The sequence below is a fragment of the Pontibacter pamirensis genome (genome assembly GCF_010015475.1).
GTDB lineage: Bacteria > Bacteroidota > Bacteroidia > Cytophagales > Hymenobacteraceae > Pontibacter > Pontibacter pamirensis.
On the sequence record NZ_SSNI01000001.1, the window covers coordinates 106,005 to 123,369 of the forward strand.

The 17,365-nt window shown below is 47.8% G+C and carries 11 protein-coding genes; 4 read left to right on the plus strand and 7 right to left on the minus strand.

Features of this window, described 5'->3' with window-relative positions; all coding sequences use genetic code 11:
* Positions 1 to 31 precede the first annotated feature (31 nt).
* Together E1919_RS01200 and E1919_RS01205 are read right to left on the minus strand one after the other, a co-directional pair.
* Complete coding sequence (locus E1919_RS01200; protein WP_162051523.1) at positions 32 to 1,033, minus strand: PstS family phosphate ABC transporter substrate-binding protein; 1,002 nt, start codon at positions 1,031 to 1,033, stop codon at positions 32 to 34.
* A gap of 219 nt (positions 1,034 to 1,252) precedes the next feature.
* The gene (locus tag E1919_RS01205) at positions 1,253 to 2,467 is read right to left on the minus strand and encodes a porin (protein ID WP_237143941.1); all 1,215 of its coding nucleotides are present in this window, start codon (positions 2,465 to 2,467) and stop codon (positions 1,253 to 1,255) included.
* Positions 2,468 to 2,944: 477 nt separating this feature from the next.
* Between E1919_RS01205 and E1919_RS01210 the strand changes: the two genes are divergently transcribed.
* Positions 2,945 to 5,740, plus strand: coding sequence for a TonB-dependent receptor (locus tag E1919_RS01210; RefSeq protein ID WP_162051524.1), 2,796 nt, complete (start codon positions 2,945 to 2,947; stop codon positions 5,738 to 5,740).
* Between the two features lie 35 nt (positions 5,741 to 5,775).
* On the plus strand, positions 5,776 to 7,140 hold the full coding sequence (locus E1919_RS01215; RefSeq protein ID WP_162051525.1) for a T9SS C-terminal target domain-containing protein: 1,365 nt from the start codon (positions 5,776 to 5,778) through the stop codon (positions 7,138 to 7,140).
* A 768-nt stretch (positions 7,141 to 7,908) separates the two neighbouring features.
* On the opposite strand, the gene E1919_RS01220 is transcribed toward E1919_RS01215, so the two are convergent.
* A complete protein-coding gene (locus tag E1919_RS01220; protein WP_162051526.1) occupies positions 7,909 to 8,841 on the minus strand; it encodes a leucine-rich repeat domain-containing protein in 933 nt (310 codons plus the stop codon).
* 173 nt (positions 8,842 to 9,014) lie between these two features.
* Positions 9,015 to 10,682, minus strand: coding sequence for an alkaline phosphatase PhoX (locus tag E1919_RS01225; protein WP_162051527.1), 1,668 nt, complete (start codon positions 10,680 to 10,682; stop codon positions 9,015 to 9,017).
* 315 nt (positions 10,683 to 10,997) lie between these two features.
* On the opposite strand from E1919_RS01225, the gene E1919_RS01230 reads away from it, so the two are divergent.
* Positions 10,998 to 12,953, plus strand: coding sequence for a cytochrome-c peroxidase (locus E1919_RS01230; RefSeq protein ID WP_162051528.1), 1,956 nt, complete (start codon positions 10,998 to 11,000; stop codon positions 12,951 to 12,953).
* A 106-nt stretch (positions 12,954 to 13,059) separates the two neighbouring features.
* Here E1919_RS01230 and E1919_RS01235 read toward each other — a convergent pair whose 3' ends face one another.
* A complete protein-coding gene (locus E1919_RS01235) occupies positions 13,060 to 14,790 on the minus strand; it encodes an alkaline phosphatase D family protein (RefSeq protein WP_162051529.1) in 1,731 nt (576 codons plus the stop codon).
* A gap of 387 nt (positions 14,791 to 15,177) precedes the next feature.
* Between E1919_RS01235 and E1919_RS01240 the strand changes: the two genes are divergently transcribed.
* Positions 15,178 to 15,345, plus strand: coding sequence for a hypothetical protein (locus tag E1919_RS01240; protein WP_162051530.1), 168 nt, complete (start codon positions 15,178 to 15,180; stop codon positions 15,343 to 15,345).
* 214 nt (positions 15,346 to 15,559) lie between these two features.
* Here E1919_RS01240 and E1919_RS01245 read toward each other — a convergent pair whose 3' ends face one another.
* Together E1919_RS01245 and E1919_RS01250 are read right to left on the minus strand one after the other, a co-directional pair.
* Positions 15,560 to 16,552 carry an AAA family ATPase gene (locus E1919_RS01245; RefSeq protein WP_162051531.1) on the minus strand — a complete coding sequence of 331 codons (993 nt, stop codon included), beginning with the start codon at positions 16,550 to 16,552 and terminating at the stop codon, positions 15,560 to 15,562.
* Positions 16,553 to 16,874: 322 nt separating this feature from the next.
* Positions 16,875 to 17,309, minus strand: a complete 435-nt coding sequence (locus tag E1919_RS01250; RefSeq protein WP_162051532.1) for a hypothetical protein — start codon at positions 17,307 to 17,309, stop codon at positions 16,875 to 16,877.
* Positions 17,310 to 17,365 lie beyond the last annotated feature (56 nt).

The following is a 17,365-nucleotide window of genomic DNA, read 5'->3' on the forward strand; positions in this document are numbered from 1 at the left end:
CTTCGCTGTACCCATGCTATCATGTTGTCTGTTACTGTTGCTGGGCAGTGGCACTTGCACCCGAGCTGAATTGCTCGAACTTCTGCTTCTGCTCCTGGTATACTTCGGCCGGCATCGGGATGTAACCTACCTCTTCGCTGAGTTCTGGCGCATTGTCGAGGTAGAAGTTAACAAACTCTACTACCTCAGGTCTGCTGGCTGCTTTTGAGTTAACGTAGATATAGAGCGGGCGGGAAAGCGGTGCATAAGAGCCGTCTTTTACTGTTTCCAGAGAGGGCATGATAGCACCCTGGCCGTTGCTGTCGTTCTCGTCATTTACCGGCACTGCTTTCAGTTTGTCCTGGTTCTCATCATAGTAAGCGTACCCGAAAAAGCCGAGGGCGTAAGGGTCCGTAGAAACACCCTGCACCAGTACGTTGTCGTCTTCGCTGGCTGTATAGTCACCGCGGCTGGCATGGCTTTCGCCTACAATGGCTTCTGTAAAATAGTCGTAAGTACCAGACTCTACACCGGCACCATACAGGTGAATCTCCTGGTCAGGCCACTCCGGGCGTATCTGGTTCCATCTGGTGATAGTGCCCTGTGCGGCTGGCTCCCATATTTTCTTCAGTTCTGCTACAGTAATGTCGTTTACCCAGTCGTTCTCCGGGTGCACTACCACTGTCAGGCCATCGTAGGCTACAGGCAGTTCTACAAAAGTGATGTTGTTTTCTGCTGCAAGCTGCTTCTCAGACTCGTTCATGGTGCGCGAAGCATCCACAATGTCAATCTCGCCGCGTGAGAACTTCTTCATGCCGCCGCCTGTGCCTGATACACCCACCGTTACCCTTACGTCAGGTGCTTCAGCACGGAATTCTTCCGCTACAGCCTCTGTGATTGGGTAAACTGTAGAGGAACCGTCTATTTGGATATTACCTGAAAGGTCGCTGTTGGCACCTTCGTTGGTGCTGCCGCCACAGGCGCTGAAGAGCAGAGTGCCTCCTAAAAGAAGTGCTGCGTTTATTTTAGAATAGTTAAGCCTAAGGTTCAACATACAATATGATGTTTGGAGTTGGTTGGTTTTAGATGATCTTGAATATATCAATATTACTTTTAATGCGGATATACTATGATGTATATGAAGTAATTGTGTGCCGTGGCTATAGCGCCGTTCAGTCTTTGTTATCAGGCGTTTTTGAGTATGCAAAGTTGTGCTACAAGCACGCAATCTGCACCTTGCCGTGTATTAAGTAATTGTTAAGTTTTTATAAACTTACAGAGAGATCTCCATCTGCATCCTGAACATGTACGCATCCTCACGGCGCTCCTGCTGCAGCAGTGTTACATCGCTCTGTACTTTCAGGCTGTGGCCTACAATATACTTCGATATACCTATCGTATACTGATCTTGTGCCCTGGGCCCTAGTACAGGAGTGGGATTATAGTTGCTGTAACGGCCTGCTACTTCCCAGTTAGATTTAAAGAGGTAACCCGCCTGCAGGTTCAGGCCATCGCCCGTTGTGAAGGCCTCTAGTACATTTCCTTCTGCGTCTCTTCGTACCACAGGGCCGGATTGGGTTTCTTCATTTGAAGCGCTGCTTAAGGCTTCCTTGTCGGCGTATTCGCCCATGAAGGAAAAGCCTCTGTACTTAAACATGGCGTCTACAAACACAGTGCTCAGGTCCCGCTGTTCACTTAAGAAGTCACCAAGCTGACCGCCCTCACGGGAGGCATTGTCGTTGTAATCATAAGTGGCGGCTACAGAAAGCTTAGGTGTTTGTTCTCTGAGGAGGTCACTGCTAAAATAGTCTCCGTTGCCTTTGAACTCGCCAAATGGCAACACCTCTACGCGTGCCGTATAATCGTAGCCACCCATATTCGTAACCGTGATGTTGCGGCCTTCACCCATTGTAATAGCCCCGACTTCACGCAGGACCACCTGGCCTACCTGGTGCACATGATGCAGTTGTACACCAGCATCCCGGTCGATGTTGAAGCGTGCGTTGAGCAGGCTTCGGTCCACGAACTGCAGATTTTGGGAAGAGATGACACGCTCGCGGTTCCCGGGCAGCTTTGTCTGGCCAACCCATAGGTATAGGTTGGGCGCAAAATTCCATTTGGCAACGGCATCCAGCACAATATTATCGGCCTCATTGCTTTGTAGCCGTGTATCGTGCCCTATATCCCGGTTACTGAGGGCAAGCTCTATTTTGTATACAAACTTTGGAGAGAAAGCGAAACCATCAAATTTGAGGCGGAATCTACGGGTTGTGAAGTTATCGTCCCACTCATTTGTAGTGGGGTTGGTGACACCTTGGTACAGCGTCTGAAATCTTGTGCTGAACTTCATGCTGAAAGAAGTATCAGCAGCTATTACACTCACGCCCTTGCCAAATCTACTTTTGATAATGCTTTGGCTATTGGCCTTGTTGCCCCACAGCAGGAGCATAAGGAGCACTAAAATAGCTCCTTTGATTTTGTAATACATTTTTATTTTGGTCTGGGTGAGAAAACTAAACCTTTATTTTAAAGCTGAACTGCTGCACTAATCAAATATGCTGGCAAGCTCAAAGCGGCCTAAAAGTTAAAAGCATCACAGTTAGTCAGGCTGTTGCTGCTTCTTCTCCTAAACCACGCTGCAAAATAACAGCTTTACTGTTACTCGCATATTATCCCAATGTTATGCTAATGTTAAGAATACAGGAAGCCGCTCTCTAGCCTTCATGTCTATTAAATTGCTGAATATAAGGCGTTTGAATACTAAATTTATAAAATAATATTGGAAGTGTTACAGAAGAACCAGGCAATTTAACATTTAGGTAAAACACAGATAAAGCAGTGTTAATATTAAAGTAAAGCCCTCTTAACATACCCCCACGATACTTAACGGTATCGTAACCTGCCCTTAAACATGGCTTAAAGTAGCCGCAGTACTTTTGCAACGAGACTAAACAACAGTACTGCAATGAAATCATTATTCACACTTCTCACCATTCTCACAACAACTATAGGTGTATTTGCCCAGCAGGGGACACTGAAAGGTAAAGTGAAAGACAAAACTACCGGCGAAGATATAATCGGGGCCGTGGTTTTTATCAAAGGAACTTCTAAAGGTACTACTACCGATTACGAAGGCAACTACAGCCTGCCATTGGAGCCGGGCGCTTATACACTATCTGTTACCTTTCTTTCTTACAAGCCTTTTGAGCAGGAAGGGGTGCAGGTAACCGCCGGGCAGCCGACTACTTTAAATGTGCAGCTGGAGGAGAACAGTACTCAAATCCAGACGGTGGAGATTGTAGGCACACGTCAAACAAATACCGAGGCAGCTGTACTGGCAACCATGCGTGAAAGTGAAGTAGTGGTAAGCGGTGTGGCAGGCGAGCAGATTGCCAAGTCCATGGACCGCGACGCTGCCGAAACGGTGAAACGCATACCGGGTGTAACTATTCTGAACGACCGTTACGTGGTCATCAGGGGGATGAGCCAGCGCTATAATACTGTGCTGCTCAATGATGCCCTCACGCCAAGTACGGAGCCGGACCAGAAGGCTTTTTCTTTTGATATTCTGCCTACCAGCGTTATCGACCGCATCATGATTTATAAAAACGGTTCTCCGGAGCTCCCTGGTGAGTTTGGTGGAGGTGTTATTAAAATCTACACAAAGAATGTGGTGGATGAGAACAGCACCAGTATCGGTGTGTCGGGCTCTTACCGCGTGGGTACCACGTTTAACAGTTTCCTGACAGACAGCAAGAGCAGCACCGATTTCTTAGGCTTTGATAATGGGAAAAGGCAGCTGCCAGCCGCACTGTCAGCCACTACAGGCCAGGCCCAGGGGGAGGTGCCTCAAAAAGGCCAGCTATTCCCTAACAACTGGGCGCCAAAATCTATAACGGCAACGCCGGACTTGCGCCTTTCGCTCGGTCTGAACCGTCGCTTTGATATAGGTTCACTTCGCATCAGCACTGTTTCAGCTGCTTCTTACAGCAACACCCAGTCTATTACAGAAGGAACAAGAGACAGTTACGGTGCCTTCAGTGAAGAACTTGGGAAAAGCGAGCGTCAGCTAAGCTACACTGATAATGTGTACACGAACAGTGTCCGTTTAGGTGTCATCAGCAACTGGTCGGCTCGTATAAATAACAACAACAAAATCGAGTTCAGGAACTTGTTTAATCAATTGGGCAGCAACGAGGTGCTGGAGCGTGAGGGAATAGACTACACCAACGGTGCCCAAAGACAACAAAATTACTCGCTGCGTTACGAAAGCCGCTCTATCTATTCTGGCCAGCTGCAGGGTACGCACGACTTCAATGACAACAGGTCTACTGTCACCTGGACTGGTGGGTATAATTATACAAACCGCAACGAGCCGGACTACCGTCGCTTCCGCACGGCTGACGACAACAACGATGGTGTGTACAGGCTGCTGTACCAGCCCATTCCAACCTTGAGAGATGCCGGTCGTTTCTACTCAGACCTGGACGAGCACGGGGTAATGGCGAACGGCCAGATAGAGCACCGCTTCGAAAGTGCAGACTCTGCCTCAGAAAATGCCCCTAAGCTAAGAGCAGGTTTTTATACAGAGCGCAAGAGCCGTGATTATACTTCCCGCTTCTTCTCGTTTGCGCCGGCAAATACCTCTATGTTCGACCAGAACCTTCCGCTGCTGCCCATCAATGAAGTATTTGCCCCTGGGAACATCAACAACACAACAGGTTGGAAGCTGCTGGAAGACTCTAACCCGCAGAACAACTACAGGGCGTTTAATACCTATCTCGCCGGGTTTATTGGAGGTTCCTCACCTCTTCTGAAGAACCTGTCTGTTTCGGGCGGTGTGCGTGTAGAATACAACAACCAGGAGCTGGAATCCTTAGGCTTTGACGGAAGACCGCTGAACAGGGAAAACCCGGTACTAAGTGTGTTACCGTCTGCTAACTTCACTTATAACCTCACCCCTCGCGCTATGTTGCGTGCCGGTGGTAGTGTGAGTGTAAACAGACCCGAATTCCGTGAAATTGCCCCGGCTCCCTATTTCGACTTCGTGAACCTGCTTGAAGTAGTGGGTAATCCGAACCTGGATGTAGCTACTATTTACAACGGCGATGTCCGCTACGAATTCTACCCTAACCCAACAGAATTAATTTCTATCGGAGCTTTCTACAAATACTTCAATAAACCAATTGAAACCGTTTTCCAGAACACAAGCGGAGCGAACACCATCACATTTGCCAACGCAAAGAACGCTTACAGCTATGGACTGGAAGCCGAAGTAAGAAAGTCACTGCTGGATTTGTCAGAATCCCGGTTTGTGCAGAACCTGACACTGGTACTGAATGCAGCCCTGGTGCAGAGCGAGGTAGAGCTAACGGATGACTATGCTTCTTATCAGACTGGTAAACGCCAGATGGTGGGGCAGTCTCCTTATGTAGTAAATACAGGCGTGTATTATCAAGATGATGACCGCCAGTTCCAGTTCAACGTGCTCTACAACGTTATCGGGACGCGCATTTTCGCAGCTGGAAGTAACCTTCGGCAGACGGTATACGAGATGCCGCGCCACCAGATAGACCTGTCTCTGACAAAAGGAATCGGAGAGCATTTTGAAATAAAAGCGGGTATCCAGGACCTGCTGAACCAAAAGACACGCCTGGTGCAGGATTCTAACAACGACGAAAAAATCACTTCTGTGGATGAGTCATTCCGGGAATTCCAAAGGGGGCAATACTCTACCATCGGAGTTACCTACAAATTCTAACAACCATAAAGCAACTTATAACCAATTAACCAATTATGAAAAAGTTATTTAACCTATTGCTGGTCGCTTTTTTCGCTGTGTTCCTCTTCGCTTGCGAGGATGATGATCCTGTAACTCCCCCGGTGACGGGTGAGGAGTTTCTGACAGCGCAGGAAAACAACATGACTGTTATCTCCGGCTCCACAGAAGAAGACTTCACGATGAGAGCGAACACAAAATATATGCTGAGAGGCTTTGTTTATGTGAAAGAGGGCGCTACCCTTACTATTGAGCCAGGAACGGTAATCATGGGTGAAAAATCTTCAAAAGGCACACTCATCATCGAGCGTGGTGGTATGATTATGGCGGACGGTACCGCCTCCCAGCCAATTGTGTTCACCTCTGCGGAGCCAGCTGGCCAACGTGCTGCCGGTGACTGGGGAGGTATCATTATCCTGGGCAGGGCACCTGTAAACTTGGGTGCTGGTGCGAGAATTGAAGGAGGTGTAGACAGAGAATATGGTGGCGATGCTGCTGCAGACAACTCCGGTACACTTCGGTATGTGCGTATTGAATTTCCAGGTATCGCTTTCCAGCCAGACAATGAGATTAACGGTCTTACCCTTGGCGGTGTAGGTTCAGGTACTACAATGGACTACATACAGGTTTCCCACTGTGGTGATGACTCCTTTGAGTGGTTCGGTGGTACGGTAAACGCAAAGCACCTGATTGCTTACAAAACAGTAGACGATATGTTCGACACGGACAACGGATACTCAGGTAATCTGCAGTTCCTGGTAGGTATCGCTGACCCTAATGTAGCAGATGCCTCTGGCTCTAACGGTTTCGAGTCTGATAACGACTCTCAGGGCTCCGGAGCTTCGCCGATTACTGCTCCAACCTACTCTAACGTGAGCCTGTTCGGCCCGCTTGCTACCAATCCTGCTGCACAGGTTAACTCCAACTTTAAGCGTGGCCTGCACATCCGCAGAAACAACAAAACGAAGCTATACAATTCTATAGTTGCCGGATGGCCAGTAGGTCTGTTATTAGATGGTGCTCCTACGCAAGCAAATGCTACTGCCGGTGAAATGATCATCCGCAATACCATTATAGCAGGTACACCTGCAGGCAAAGCGCTTACAGTAGAAGCCGATGGTACGTATGATGTAGCCGGCTGGTTTAACGCTGCTGACAAGAACAATATGGTGGTGAACGATGCTGCAACACTTGGCCTTTCCGGTTCATTTGCGCAGAACGGCAATCCTGACTTCACAACAGTTTCTACTTCTGTAGCGGCTGGCTTCTCTGGCTTGGATAACAGCTTCTTTGATACGTCAGTTAACTACATCGGTGCTTTCGGTTCTACAGACTGGACTGAAGGTTGGGCTAACTTTGACCCACAGAACACGGCTTACTAAAAAGCCATTTATTACTGATTGTACATGTATGGGTGAGAAACATCGTTGCAATCATGAGTAGAGTGGCTTAGTCTCCCGCTCTGCGAAAAGCCCGCCATTACGGCGGGCTTTTTTTAGTTTATACTTAGCAAGTGAATGGCGCAACATAAAGCCCTGAGAAAATGCGCGGCAGCCCCAGTGCAGAAGTTATACCAAATGAGGTAAAGCTCCTTCCAAAGAACTCTAGCATTTTCTACTAGTCAGCACGGAGTGGATGCGTTTCCAGTCTTTGGGTTGAGCGTCTGGGGGAAGGGGCCTTCTAATTGGAGATTTTTGATGCCGCTCGCGCGGCAGCGCCCTGGCGCAAAAAACTCCAAAGGCGCTCAACCCGAAGACGAGGCCTCTCGGCCTGGAGAGCTCAGAGAGAAATAATGAAACAATAGGTCTGATGCCGCTGGATAGGCCGTTGCTACGGCAGGTGGGATAGAATAAAGCACCAGCAGCGTGTGCAGACTCTGAGATTCTATGGAGTGTTGTTCAGGAGAGGTGGTATTACATAGCAACAGGATGTATGAGCCGCTGTTCTTTTGATCATCTGGCAGGCCGCTTACTGGAAACCCCTGCTTCGTTGTTTCGCTCAGGACCTAATTCTCCGCTTTTCTGACCACCAGGTCCAGGGTGGTGGCAGGTAAAGCCGGGACTTTTCTGCCGCAATAAAGGTGAAGTTCGACACCTTATTTCTGTACCGGCAATTCTGCTTAAAAGTCCCTTTCAGGGTAAAGCTTTCCTTTAAAAAATAACGCTGGCCAAAGGCAGGGCCTTTCTTATTCTTTCCTGCTCTGCTTCCGGAATGTTGTTGCCAACTAATAACAGAGTACGCAGGCTCTTCATCTTTCCGAGCGCTGCCGGCAGGTGGGTAAGCTGGTTATAACTCAGGTCGAGCAGCTCCAGGTTATCCAGTTGCGTCAGTTCCTCCGGCACAGCCTTCAGTTGATTGTGCCCCAGCAAAAGGCTTTGAAGGGATGTTGCCTTGCCTATCTGCATGGGCAGTGATGTGAGCTGGTTGAAATCTAAGGCCAAACTCTTAAGCGCCTTCAGTTGAAAGAGCGCCTGAGGCACCTCCCGCAGTTGGTTCTGCGACAGTGACAAATCACTTAATTTCCTGATTTTTCCTATTTCAGATGGTAACATTTCTAAATGGTTATAACTTAAGTTGAGTGTATGGAGCGCACGCAGTCGTCGAACTTGGGGTGAAATAGTCCTTATCTTGTTTCCGTTGAGGTGCAGGACCTGTAGGTGCTGTAAGTTTCCGAAGCCGGCATGCAGTTCGGTAAAATGATTGTGGCTGAAATCTGCCTCCTGTAGTGCTTCCAGGGTATAAAAGGAAGCCGGCAGTTCCCGGAGTTCGTTCTCGCTGAAAATAACTTCCTGTAAATGCTGTAGTCTGCTGATTTCAGGAGAAATGTCTGCGATCTTGTTTTTCATGGCATTGATAAACTGCAGGTTTACCAGTTCACACAGTTCTGAGGGAAAGCTATAGTAGGTTTGCTGCCGGATGTTCAGGCGGTATACGTCCTCTTTTTGCTGCAATGCCTCGGGTACATTATCATATACTTTGGCAGATGCCAGTTCCTGCTGCGCTAACGGCCTTGCCTGAGCTTTTACCTGAAGGGGTTGCCAGATGGCCATCATCATAAATCCTGTAATGATTATTCTTTTCATTTGCTGGTTGTGCTGCTGTACTGCACTGTTTTTAGATATGAGTAAATCTTATTTTTTGAATTGACTCTCGCTTCTAACCGTATTTTAAAAATACCTGAGAGTTGTACTGGCGTAAAAAGGAAAAGGCTATGGGCACAAAACCCATAGCCTTGGTATAATATCTGTTCAATTGGTTACTCATTCACCTGGATGATCCGTGTTGTTGACTTCTGATTGTTCACCTGCATACGCACCAGGTATATTGTGCTGCCAGATGATGGAGAAGGGCTGAAATCATACGTGTATTCTCCTGCTTCGAGGTTGCCGTTATACAAGGTTGCCACCTTCTGGCCCTGCATATCCAGTACTTCGACACTTACGAGACCCTGTTCAGGCACCTCTACTTTTACTTTGGTGACTGCCTGGAACGGGTTAGGATAAACTTCTACCATGTTCGCTGGCACCAGAGCAGTTGCATTGCGGTTCTCCCTACCCAAAAACTGTTTGCGGGCAAAAACAAAGGTAATGTCCCTGTTAAACTGTACCTCATTACCTGCGGCATCTGTAAAGGTGGCCAGGTTAGATTGCCTCGGGTGCTGAATAGAAACAAAGCCATACTTAAAGTCAGGGGAGAAGGTAAGGCCCGTAGACTCTGACCCGAAAGGAGTAGTCAGGAACAGCTCCAACTTCGGGTTCTCAGGCGTATGGTCCGGGCGAACAACCCAAAGGTTGTTGCGGCCGCCATCCTGCAGCGCCCACAGGTTGCCATCCCCATCAAAAGTAAGGTTATCAATACCGGTTCCCCAGTTCTCGGTCTGAGTACCGCCGTTGTACTTCACTTCAAACAGCTGGGGCGTTACCCATGCCTCAATCTCAGATACGGTCATGCCATCGTCCTTAAAGCGCCAGATAGTACCTGTTCCTTTAGATGTGAAATACATCTTGCCATCCGGGCCAAACTCAATGTCTTCCGGGTTTCTCCAGTTAGTGCCGCCCACAGCAGGAGCCAGGCTTCTCGTGCTATTACGGTCGGCCTGCGTCGTGTTCGGAACTACTACCCAGGTGCCGGTGGCAGCCGTCTCGCTGTCGCGCTTCAATACATATAATGTTCCTTCAGACAGGTTGCCCGGTGTGTTGGCAACAAACTTAAAGACGCCGCTCGAGCCGCCGTCTTCAGCCTGGTAAACAGTCACCCTGTCGGCACCTATAGCAATATTCTCATGGTTCATGCGGCCCATTGCCCAAAGCTTGTCAGGTTTGCCGTCGCCGTCATAGTCAACAATTTTGCCTGTTGCCGGGTCTATTTCTACCTGCCAGCCCACGTCCTGGTAACCATCGCCATTGGCATCACCTGAATTGTAAGTTTCTTCTGATGTAATCAACGTACCCCAGGGGGTAATACCGCCGGAGCAATTGCGTACAGTCTGTACTAAAGGAGAGAAATCTACTTTTCTTACTCCTTCAACTTCCCAAAGATTGGTTGCTTCGTTCAGCGTCATGTCCAGAATAGAAACTCCACCTGGCGTAGTCTCATGGTTGATGGCTAAATACCCTTTCTTGCTGCTGCCCTTAATGGGAATAAAAGCAGTGAAATCGTTATTGCCCGGCATCGTTCCTGTGCTACCATCGGTATAGCTGGTGAACCCTGTTTTTGCCAGCTGCTGGATGGCATGTGTTTCTGTTGGGTAGGTAATGGTCTCAGACTGACCGATAGGCTGTACAGAGGTGAAGCTGCCAATCTTGTTTTTGTTTGGCGAACCACTGCCTGCGGAAGTTGCCGATTGCGCGGCTGTTTCCTGAAAAGTAACAGCTGCACCGGAGATAATAGCTGCCATGAGGAGTCTTTTGTAGAACTTGTCCATAGTTGTTTTAATGGTTTTTGAGATAAATTTCCAATGCCCAAAACAACTGCATTAAGTTTACTCTATGGTTAGTTAAAGTTTATCGAATCATCATGAAACAAGTGTTTCTGTTAAGGTGATGTTACGGACATTGATGAGTGAGTCCGGTATGGTATACAAGAAATGTTATACTAATATAGGTTCTACTGTTTGTTAACTATAGGATAACCTACACATAAAGCATTGATAATAGCCGGTTGATTACTTTGTAGTAATGTTCAAATAGCGTTTCTATTCATGATCTGCAAAGACAATATCATCCATAAGAGAAATCTGATGTCAGTGTTACTGCTGATGAGCGTGTGCCTGTTCTTAAGTGTTATACTGACTTCATTTAAAGCCAGAACTGTCACTACTAACAGTGTAGCCGCCTCCGTGCAGGAAAGTTTGATACAGGATATGACTGTATTAAAGCAGCAGTCGCAGTACCTGACAGAAGCGCTGGAGTCATCAGACCAGGAGCAGGTTACTGTTGAGCAGTTGCAGGACGCCTTCTATGAGGTAAAGCAGGCGTATAAGAAAGTGGAATACCTGGTAGAGTACCTGGACCCGGAACTGGCAAAGAAAATCAATGGGGCCCCACTGCCAAAGGTTCTGATTGAGGAGGCAAACTACCAAACGCTTCATTTTCAGCAACCCAGTGTCAGAACCTTTCCGCCGGAGGGGCTGCAGGTACTGGAGGAACTGCTCTTTTCAGAGGAGGTTAATCAGGACATGAGGAAAGACGCCATTGTACTGTCTTACTCCCTCCAGGAAGCAATATCGCTGGTGGCGAACAGTTTGCACCATCAGCCACTAACAGACAAGCAAATCCTTGAAAGCCTGCGCGAAGAACTGATACGAGTTATGGCCATGGGGGTTACCGGCTTTGATGCACCTGCTGGCGGACGGGAAACAGAATATGCCACAACAGCGCTACAGCCGGTTTTAAGTGCTGCGCAACAGTACGCAAAAACTACAAGCGGCAGGGCAAAAGCCCACAGCAGCAAAGCCGTACAACAGCTGCAGCAGGCTGTTCTATACCTGCAGCAGCATCCGGATTTTGATACCTTCGACAGGTTATACTTTATAAGAGAGCTGGCAGACCCGGCTTACGCGGCACTTACAGCATTGCAGCAGGAACTGCTACCGACAGCTGCTTCCGTGTCCAAGCCAGTAAACGACCATGCCAACAGCCTTTTTAGTGCTGATTTTCTACAGGCGGCTTATTTTGCCAAACAAGACCGAAAGGAGCAGAAGCCTGAGCTAGTAGAACTGGGCAAGGTTCTTTTCTTTGACCCGGTGCTTTCAGCTAACAACGAGCGTTCCTGTGCCAGTTGTCACGTTCCCTCCAAAGCTTTTACCGATGGTCAGGCGCGCAGTGTAGCTTTCGATTTTAAAGGAACTGTACGGCGTAACTCGCCAACCCTGCTGAACGCTGTCTTCAGCAATGCTTACTTCTGGGATAGCCGCGCAGTATACCTGCAGGACCAGGTGCCGGATGTACTGGTAAAGTCAGATGAGTTGCACGGCAACTACGAAGAAGTTGTGCAGAAACTACAGCAAAGCACTGCGTACAGGAAACTATTTAAGCAGGCGTTTGCAGATGAACCGGACAACAGCTTAAATACAAATACGATCAATCGGGCCATTGCTGCCTATGTGCAAAGCCTGGTGGCGCTCAACTCTCCTTTTGACCGCTACATGCGCCGCGAAACAGAACAGCTAAATGCATCTGCAAAGCGCGGCTTTAATCTTTTTATGGGAAAAGCGGCCTGCGGTACCTGCCATTTTGCCCCCACTTTTAACGGTACGGTGCCACCGCGCTACCTGGAAAGCGAGACGGAAGTACTGGGGGTGACAGCTTCTGCTGATTTTGCACACGCCAAACTGGATGAGGACCCTGGTCGTGCAGGTGTGGTTCCGGCGGATGCCTGGGAACATTCATTTAAAACACCTACTGTACGGAATGCGGGGCTCACAGCACCCTACATGCATAACGGTGCCTTTGTAACACTGGCAGAAGTGGTAGAATTCTATGATGCAGGCGGGGGAGCCGGTCTGGGGCTTGATGTGCCAAACCAGACCTTGCCCGACAGTCCCCTTAACCTGACAGCGCAGGAAAAGGAAGATCTTATTTCTTTCACAGAATCTCTAACGGATACTGCTTCCGTTTTTTTAGCTCCGGAACGGCTTCCGCAGTTTCCAAAAAACACAGGCCTGCATGATCGACCTATCGGTGGGCGGTACTAATCAGTTGATTTACATACAATGCCTTTGTAGAGCGTAAAAAGCTATACTTCATTCTCTATCAGAGCCTGGACAATCTAATCAGCGGCACCTTCAACTCGTCTTTAATTTATACTTCTGAAGCAGTGTGTTCGGTGAAAGTAGCGGTGTTCTTTACAGCAATTGTTTCTACAAACCTCCACTCAGACTGGGCTTCATTGTTTGAAAAAGTGGCCATTACGTATCCCCTGTCTGATGCATTCAGGTAGTTTAGGTCATCAATGAGCGTGGTAAGCGCCTGTTCCAGCCCACCTATTGTCTCAGGATCATTGCCAAAAAGCGCCTCTAAGCCTGGGGATGTTACAGATGAGGTTGCAAACTCTACTCCGGCTCTAGTGCCTGATACAGTTGATAGATCTGAATGCCAGGCATTGTGTGTATCTCCGGCTAATGAAATGAGTTCTTTTCCTGATGCTGCCGCATATATTATTTCCCGCTCCACAGGATAGCCGTCCCAGGCATCGAGGTTGTAAGGAAGTACCGTTTCTACTCTGGCTCTCTCTGCATCGGTCACAGTAGGGTCTCCCTGAAGTATCCTGACCTTAATGGTGACTAATTGTGTAACTGAAGCAGTAAACTGTGCAAACACCTCCGGTCCGGCGTTGCCTGCAGCAATTTGTCCTACCAGGAGGAGCAATTCAGCAGGAATGAACATCTTGCCCATCAGCACCTGGCTTCCTAATACCTGCCATTTTGCTGAACTGGAGCCCATTGCAGACATCAGCCAGGAGCGTTGTTCCGAGCCCAGGATAGTTCGGTTCGGGTTTTGCCAGTCTGTCAGAAATGCTGCAGCATCTAGTCCGTTTGGTGTTAAATAGTCCGTATAGTACAGTTGCTTGTCCCTTCCAACAATCCGGGTATCCAGCATCATTAAATTCACAATGCCGGCAACTTCAAAGTTTCTGTAAATCTTCGCGTTGTCCGTAACACGTGCAGGCAGGTACTCATGCCATGCCTGTATAGCGTTCAGTTTTCTTGTTTCATAGCTGCCCTCACCTGGCTGATGGTTCAGGGCCCCGCTTTCATAGGCATTGTTTGCTATCTCATGATCATCCCAGACACATATAAACGGCTTTAGCTGGTGGAGTTTCTGCAATTGCTCGTCTCTTCTGTACTGCCGGTACCTGGCCCTGTACTCGTTGAGCGTTATGGTTTCACCTGTTGGGTTATGTAGTCTTCCCAGTGCAAGGGTCAGCTCATTTGTACCATAGCCACCTACCTCGTATTCATAGATATAATCTCCTAAATGCACCACCACATCGGCATCTGATTCAGCCACAGCGCCATACACATTAAACAAGCCTGACTGATAGTTTGCACAGGAAACCACCGCCATTTTTACCTCGCTGGCCTCCCCTGCGGCAGGCAGCGTTCTTGTTTCCCCTACGGCAGACATGGCTCTGTTGCTTTCGTTTCTGAACCGGTAATAATATTTTGTGTTTGATGTAAGGTTACTCACATCCACATTCACAGTATTGTCGCTTGCTGTATCTACCTCAACAGGCTGGCTGACCAGTACCTGCTTAAACTCACTGTCTGTTGCCACATCAAGCAGTATCTGAGGTTTCCCCTTTTCATTAGAGGCGGGAGTATAGCGGGTCCACAAAATCACCCTGTCCTGCGTAGGGTCGAAACTGGCTATCCCCTCCGGGAAACCAAAATCGCGAATAGGAAAGTAATCGTCAACAACCTCACAACTGGTGAGCACAGATGGTAATAAGGTTGCACCGGTAGCAGCAATAACAGAATTACGGATAAAGTTTCTGCGGCTTAGCTTTTGTAGAATTTCCTGCTTGTTCATAGGTGTGGTTTGGTTAATTATATAAATAATATAATATATTTGTGAATAGGATTTTAATTGTAACGTTTTAAATATTTTTTTGGCTAATTTATTTCCCTGAAAATTAAGCTTTATCTGGAGTGTGGGCCACAGGAGGTACAATAGTATAAAAGGAAGACATCTTTTAGCTGCAGTGTAGGCTAAAGGTACAGAAGGTGCTTTAAGAACTAAGGCTGGAGAGTTAGAAGATGATATTGCAACAATGGAAGGAACAACGGTACGCAGACGATAAAAATTCAAACACCTGTAGACTACATTAACCTGGTCTACAGGCGTTTCGCTTATTGCATTTATAGCAGGTATATGGCCATATATGCTGATGTCAATTGCATAGTGAAGAGGCGCTGTGTGACCTCAAAAGCAGAGCGGCTTAAAAAGACGGTGTGTGGCCTATATCTCCTAAAAGGAGCCGAAGAGAAAGTAGGCAATGACCAGAACGATAACTACACCAACACATCCTATACCGGCACATCCGCCACGCCCTCTTCCGCGTCCTCCCCCCATGCCGCCCATTAGCTTGCGGAGCATGTACATTTTAAATAAACCTCTAAGCATATCCTGTAGATTAAGTGAAACAACAAATTGCCTCCCGTACCTGCTGCTGGCACAACGCATGACAGGAGAGTTTGAGTTACGCAGGTGCCAAAAGAGTGTTGGAGAGAAATATGAAAGTGTGAAACGTACAGCCTGTGCAAAAACAAAAGAACCGGCCAGGGCCGGTTCAGATACATTAGCTAATAGGTACCTTCCGCAGAATGGCCTCTATGAAATCTTTTGTTTTGATGCCGTCAGCCTCTGCTTCGTAGTTAAGTATAATGCGGTGGTTCATTACATCATGCGCTACTTCTTTGATGTCCTCTGGTAGCACATAATCCCGCTCATCGAAATAAGCCACCGCCTTCGCCGCACGATTCAGGGCGATACTGGCTCTTGGCGACACACCAAACTGAATGTATGGGGCAAAATCGTTCAGGTCATATTCAGCAGGGCGGCGCGTGGCAAATACCAGTTCGATGATATACTTCTCCAGCGTTTCTGATATCTGTACCTGGTTCATCTCATTCCGGATGGAAAAGATGTCTTCCTTCGACAGTACTTTGGAGACAGTGTCTGAATAACTCATGTTGGCCATACGGCGCATAATCTCCAGTTCATCTTCTTTCTTGGGGTAGTCGATGTACACTTTCATCATAAAACGGTCTACCTGTGCCTCGGGCAGGGGATAAGTACCCTCGTGCTCTACCGGGTTTTGTGTGGCCAGCACCAGAAAGGGCAGGTCCAGCATATAGGTAGACTCCCCAATGGTTACCTGCTTCTCCTGCATCGCCTCCAGCAGTGCCGACTGTACTTTGGCCGGGGAGCGGTTCACTTCATCGGCCAGTATCAGGTTGGCGAAAATCGGCCCCTTCTTCACCTCAAAAGCAGAAGCGTTCTGGTTATAGATCATCGTGCCGATCAGGTCAGAAGGCAGCAGGTCAGGCGTGAACTGTATACGCTGGAAATCGAGATGAAGTGCTTTGGATAAGGAGTTGATAGTTAATGTTTTTGCCAGACCGGGTACTCCTTCCAACAGAATATGCCCGCCGGTAAATAGGCCTATAAGGAGGCGGTTCACCATGTAGGTCTGGCCTACCACCACTTTACTAACTTCGTTGAAAACCTGCTTTATCTTTTGCTGGTGTGCCTTCAATCTGTCCGGGAATATCAATTCTTCTACTGGCATGCTGCATTAATCTGTAAAACGCATAAATATAGTAATAATACGAGATTAATGATAAGATATTGTGCGAACAATAAAGACCTTGGGGCCATGCAGCTTTGGGAAAACTGCATGGCCCCAAGGCCTTTATTCTGATACTATGATATAAAAGCTTACTTCAAGTTTATAATCCGAGCTGCCGGAATGCGCTGCCAAAACATGAAGGCAGCTGTATCTATGGAACCGGGGTGTTTCATGTTCGCGTGATAACGCTGCTCATTTTAGAAAACCTTGCTGGAACCTGAAACTACGCATCCTGGCTTTCAGGTAAGATGCAAATATGGGCTTAGGCCGCAACCGGTACTTTTTTTCTTAACCGCTCGATGCGATCCTGCTGCGCCACACGCACTGTGTCAATCAACACATTTACGCCGCTTTCATTTACCACGTTCAGTGGCAGCACCATCACGTTGTCATGTGTTCTGATATGAATCTTGCGGTAGCGCGTCATCAGGTAAAGGATCAGGAAAAATCCGCTGAACAGCGCAAAAGAGTCATTGAAATAAGTAGCAAGGGCCAGCAAAACACTCAGGCCCAGGTACAGGTTATTGCCCGTCTGCTTAATTTCCCATGTAATAATATCCTCCAGCATAACGGAATCTTTCCTTGGAAGTACCCAGGAGAAACTGATTTTCATGAGGCGATGGGTAGTGAGCACAATTTTCTTATCTACTGTCTGAATAAGGCATTGTTCTCCTTCAAATAGCTTGTTAGCAGCCATAAGTAATAGAATATTAAGTTTGTGTAATTAGTATGTGTTTTGCGCAGTGTTCAGTA

Excerpts from the sequence above, each read along its gene's own strand:
- E1919_RS01200 (WP_162051523.1), bottom strand. The coding sequence starts at position 1,033 with ATGTTGAACCTTAGGCTTAACTATTCTAAAATAAACGCAGCACTTCTT.
- E1919_RS01205 (WP_237143941.1), bottom strand. The coding sequence starts at position 2,467 with ATGTATTACAAAATCAAAGGAGCTATTTTAGTGCTCCTTATGCTCCTG.
- E1919_RS01210 (WP_162051524.1), top strand. The coding sequence starts at position 2,945 with ATGAAATCATTATTCACACTTCTCACCATTCTCACAACAACTATAGGT.
- E1919_RS01215 (WP_162051525.1), top strand. The coding sequence starts at position 5,776 with ATGAAAAAGTTATTTAACCTATTGCTGGTCGCTTTTTTCGCTGTGTTC.
- E1919_RS01220 (WP_162051526.1), bottom strand. The coding sequence starts at position 8,841 with ATGAAAAGAATAATCATTACAGGATTTATGATGATGGCCATCTGGCAA.
- E1919_RS01225 (WP_162051527.1), bottom strand. The coding sequence starts at position 10,682 with ATGGACAAGTTCTACAAAAGACTCCTCATGGCAGCTATTATCTCCGGT.
- E1919_RS01230 (WP_162051528.1), top strand. The coding sequence starts at position 10,998 with ATGTCAGTGTTACTGCTGATGAGCGTGTGCCTGTTCTTAAGTGTTATA.
- E1919_RS01235 (WP_162051529.1), bottom strand. The coding sequence starts at position 14,790 with ATGAACAAGCAGGAAATTCTACAAAAGCTAAGCCGCAGAAACTTTATC.
- E1919_RS01245 (WP_162051531.1), bottom strand. The coding sequence starts at position 16,552 with ATGCCAGTAGAAGAATTGATATTCCCGGACAGATTGAAGGCACACCAG.
- E1919_RS01250 (WP_162051532.1), bottom strand. The coding sequence starts at position 17,309 with ATGGCTGCTAACAAGCTATTTGAAGGAGAACAATGCCTTATTCAGACA.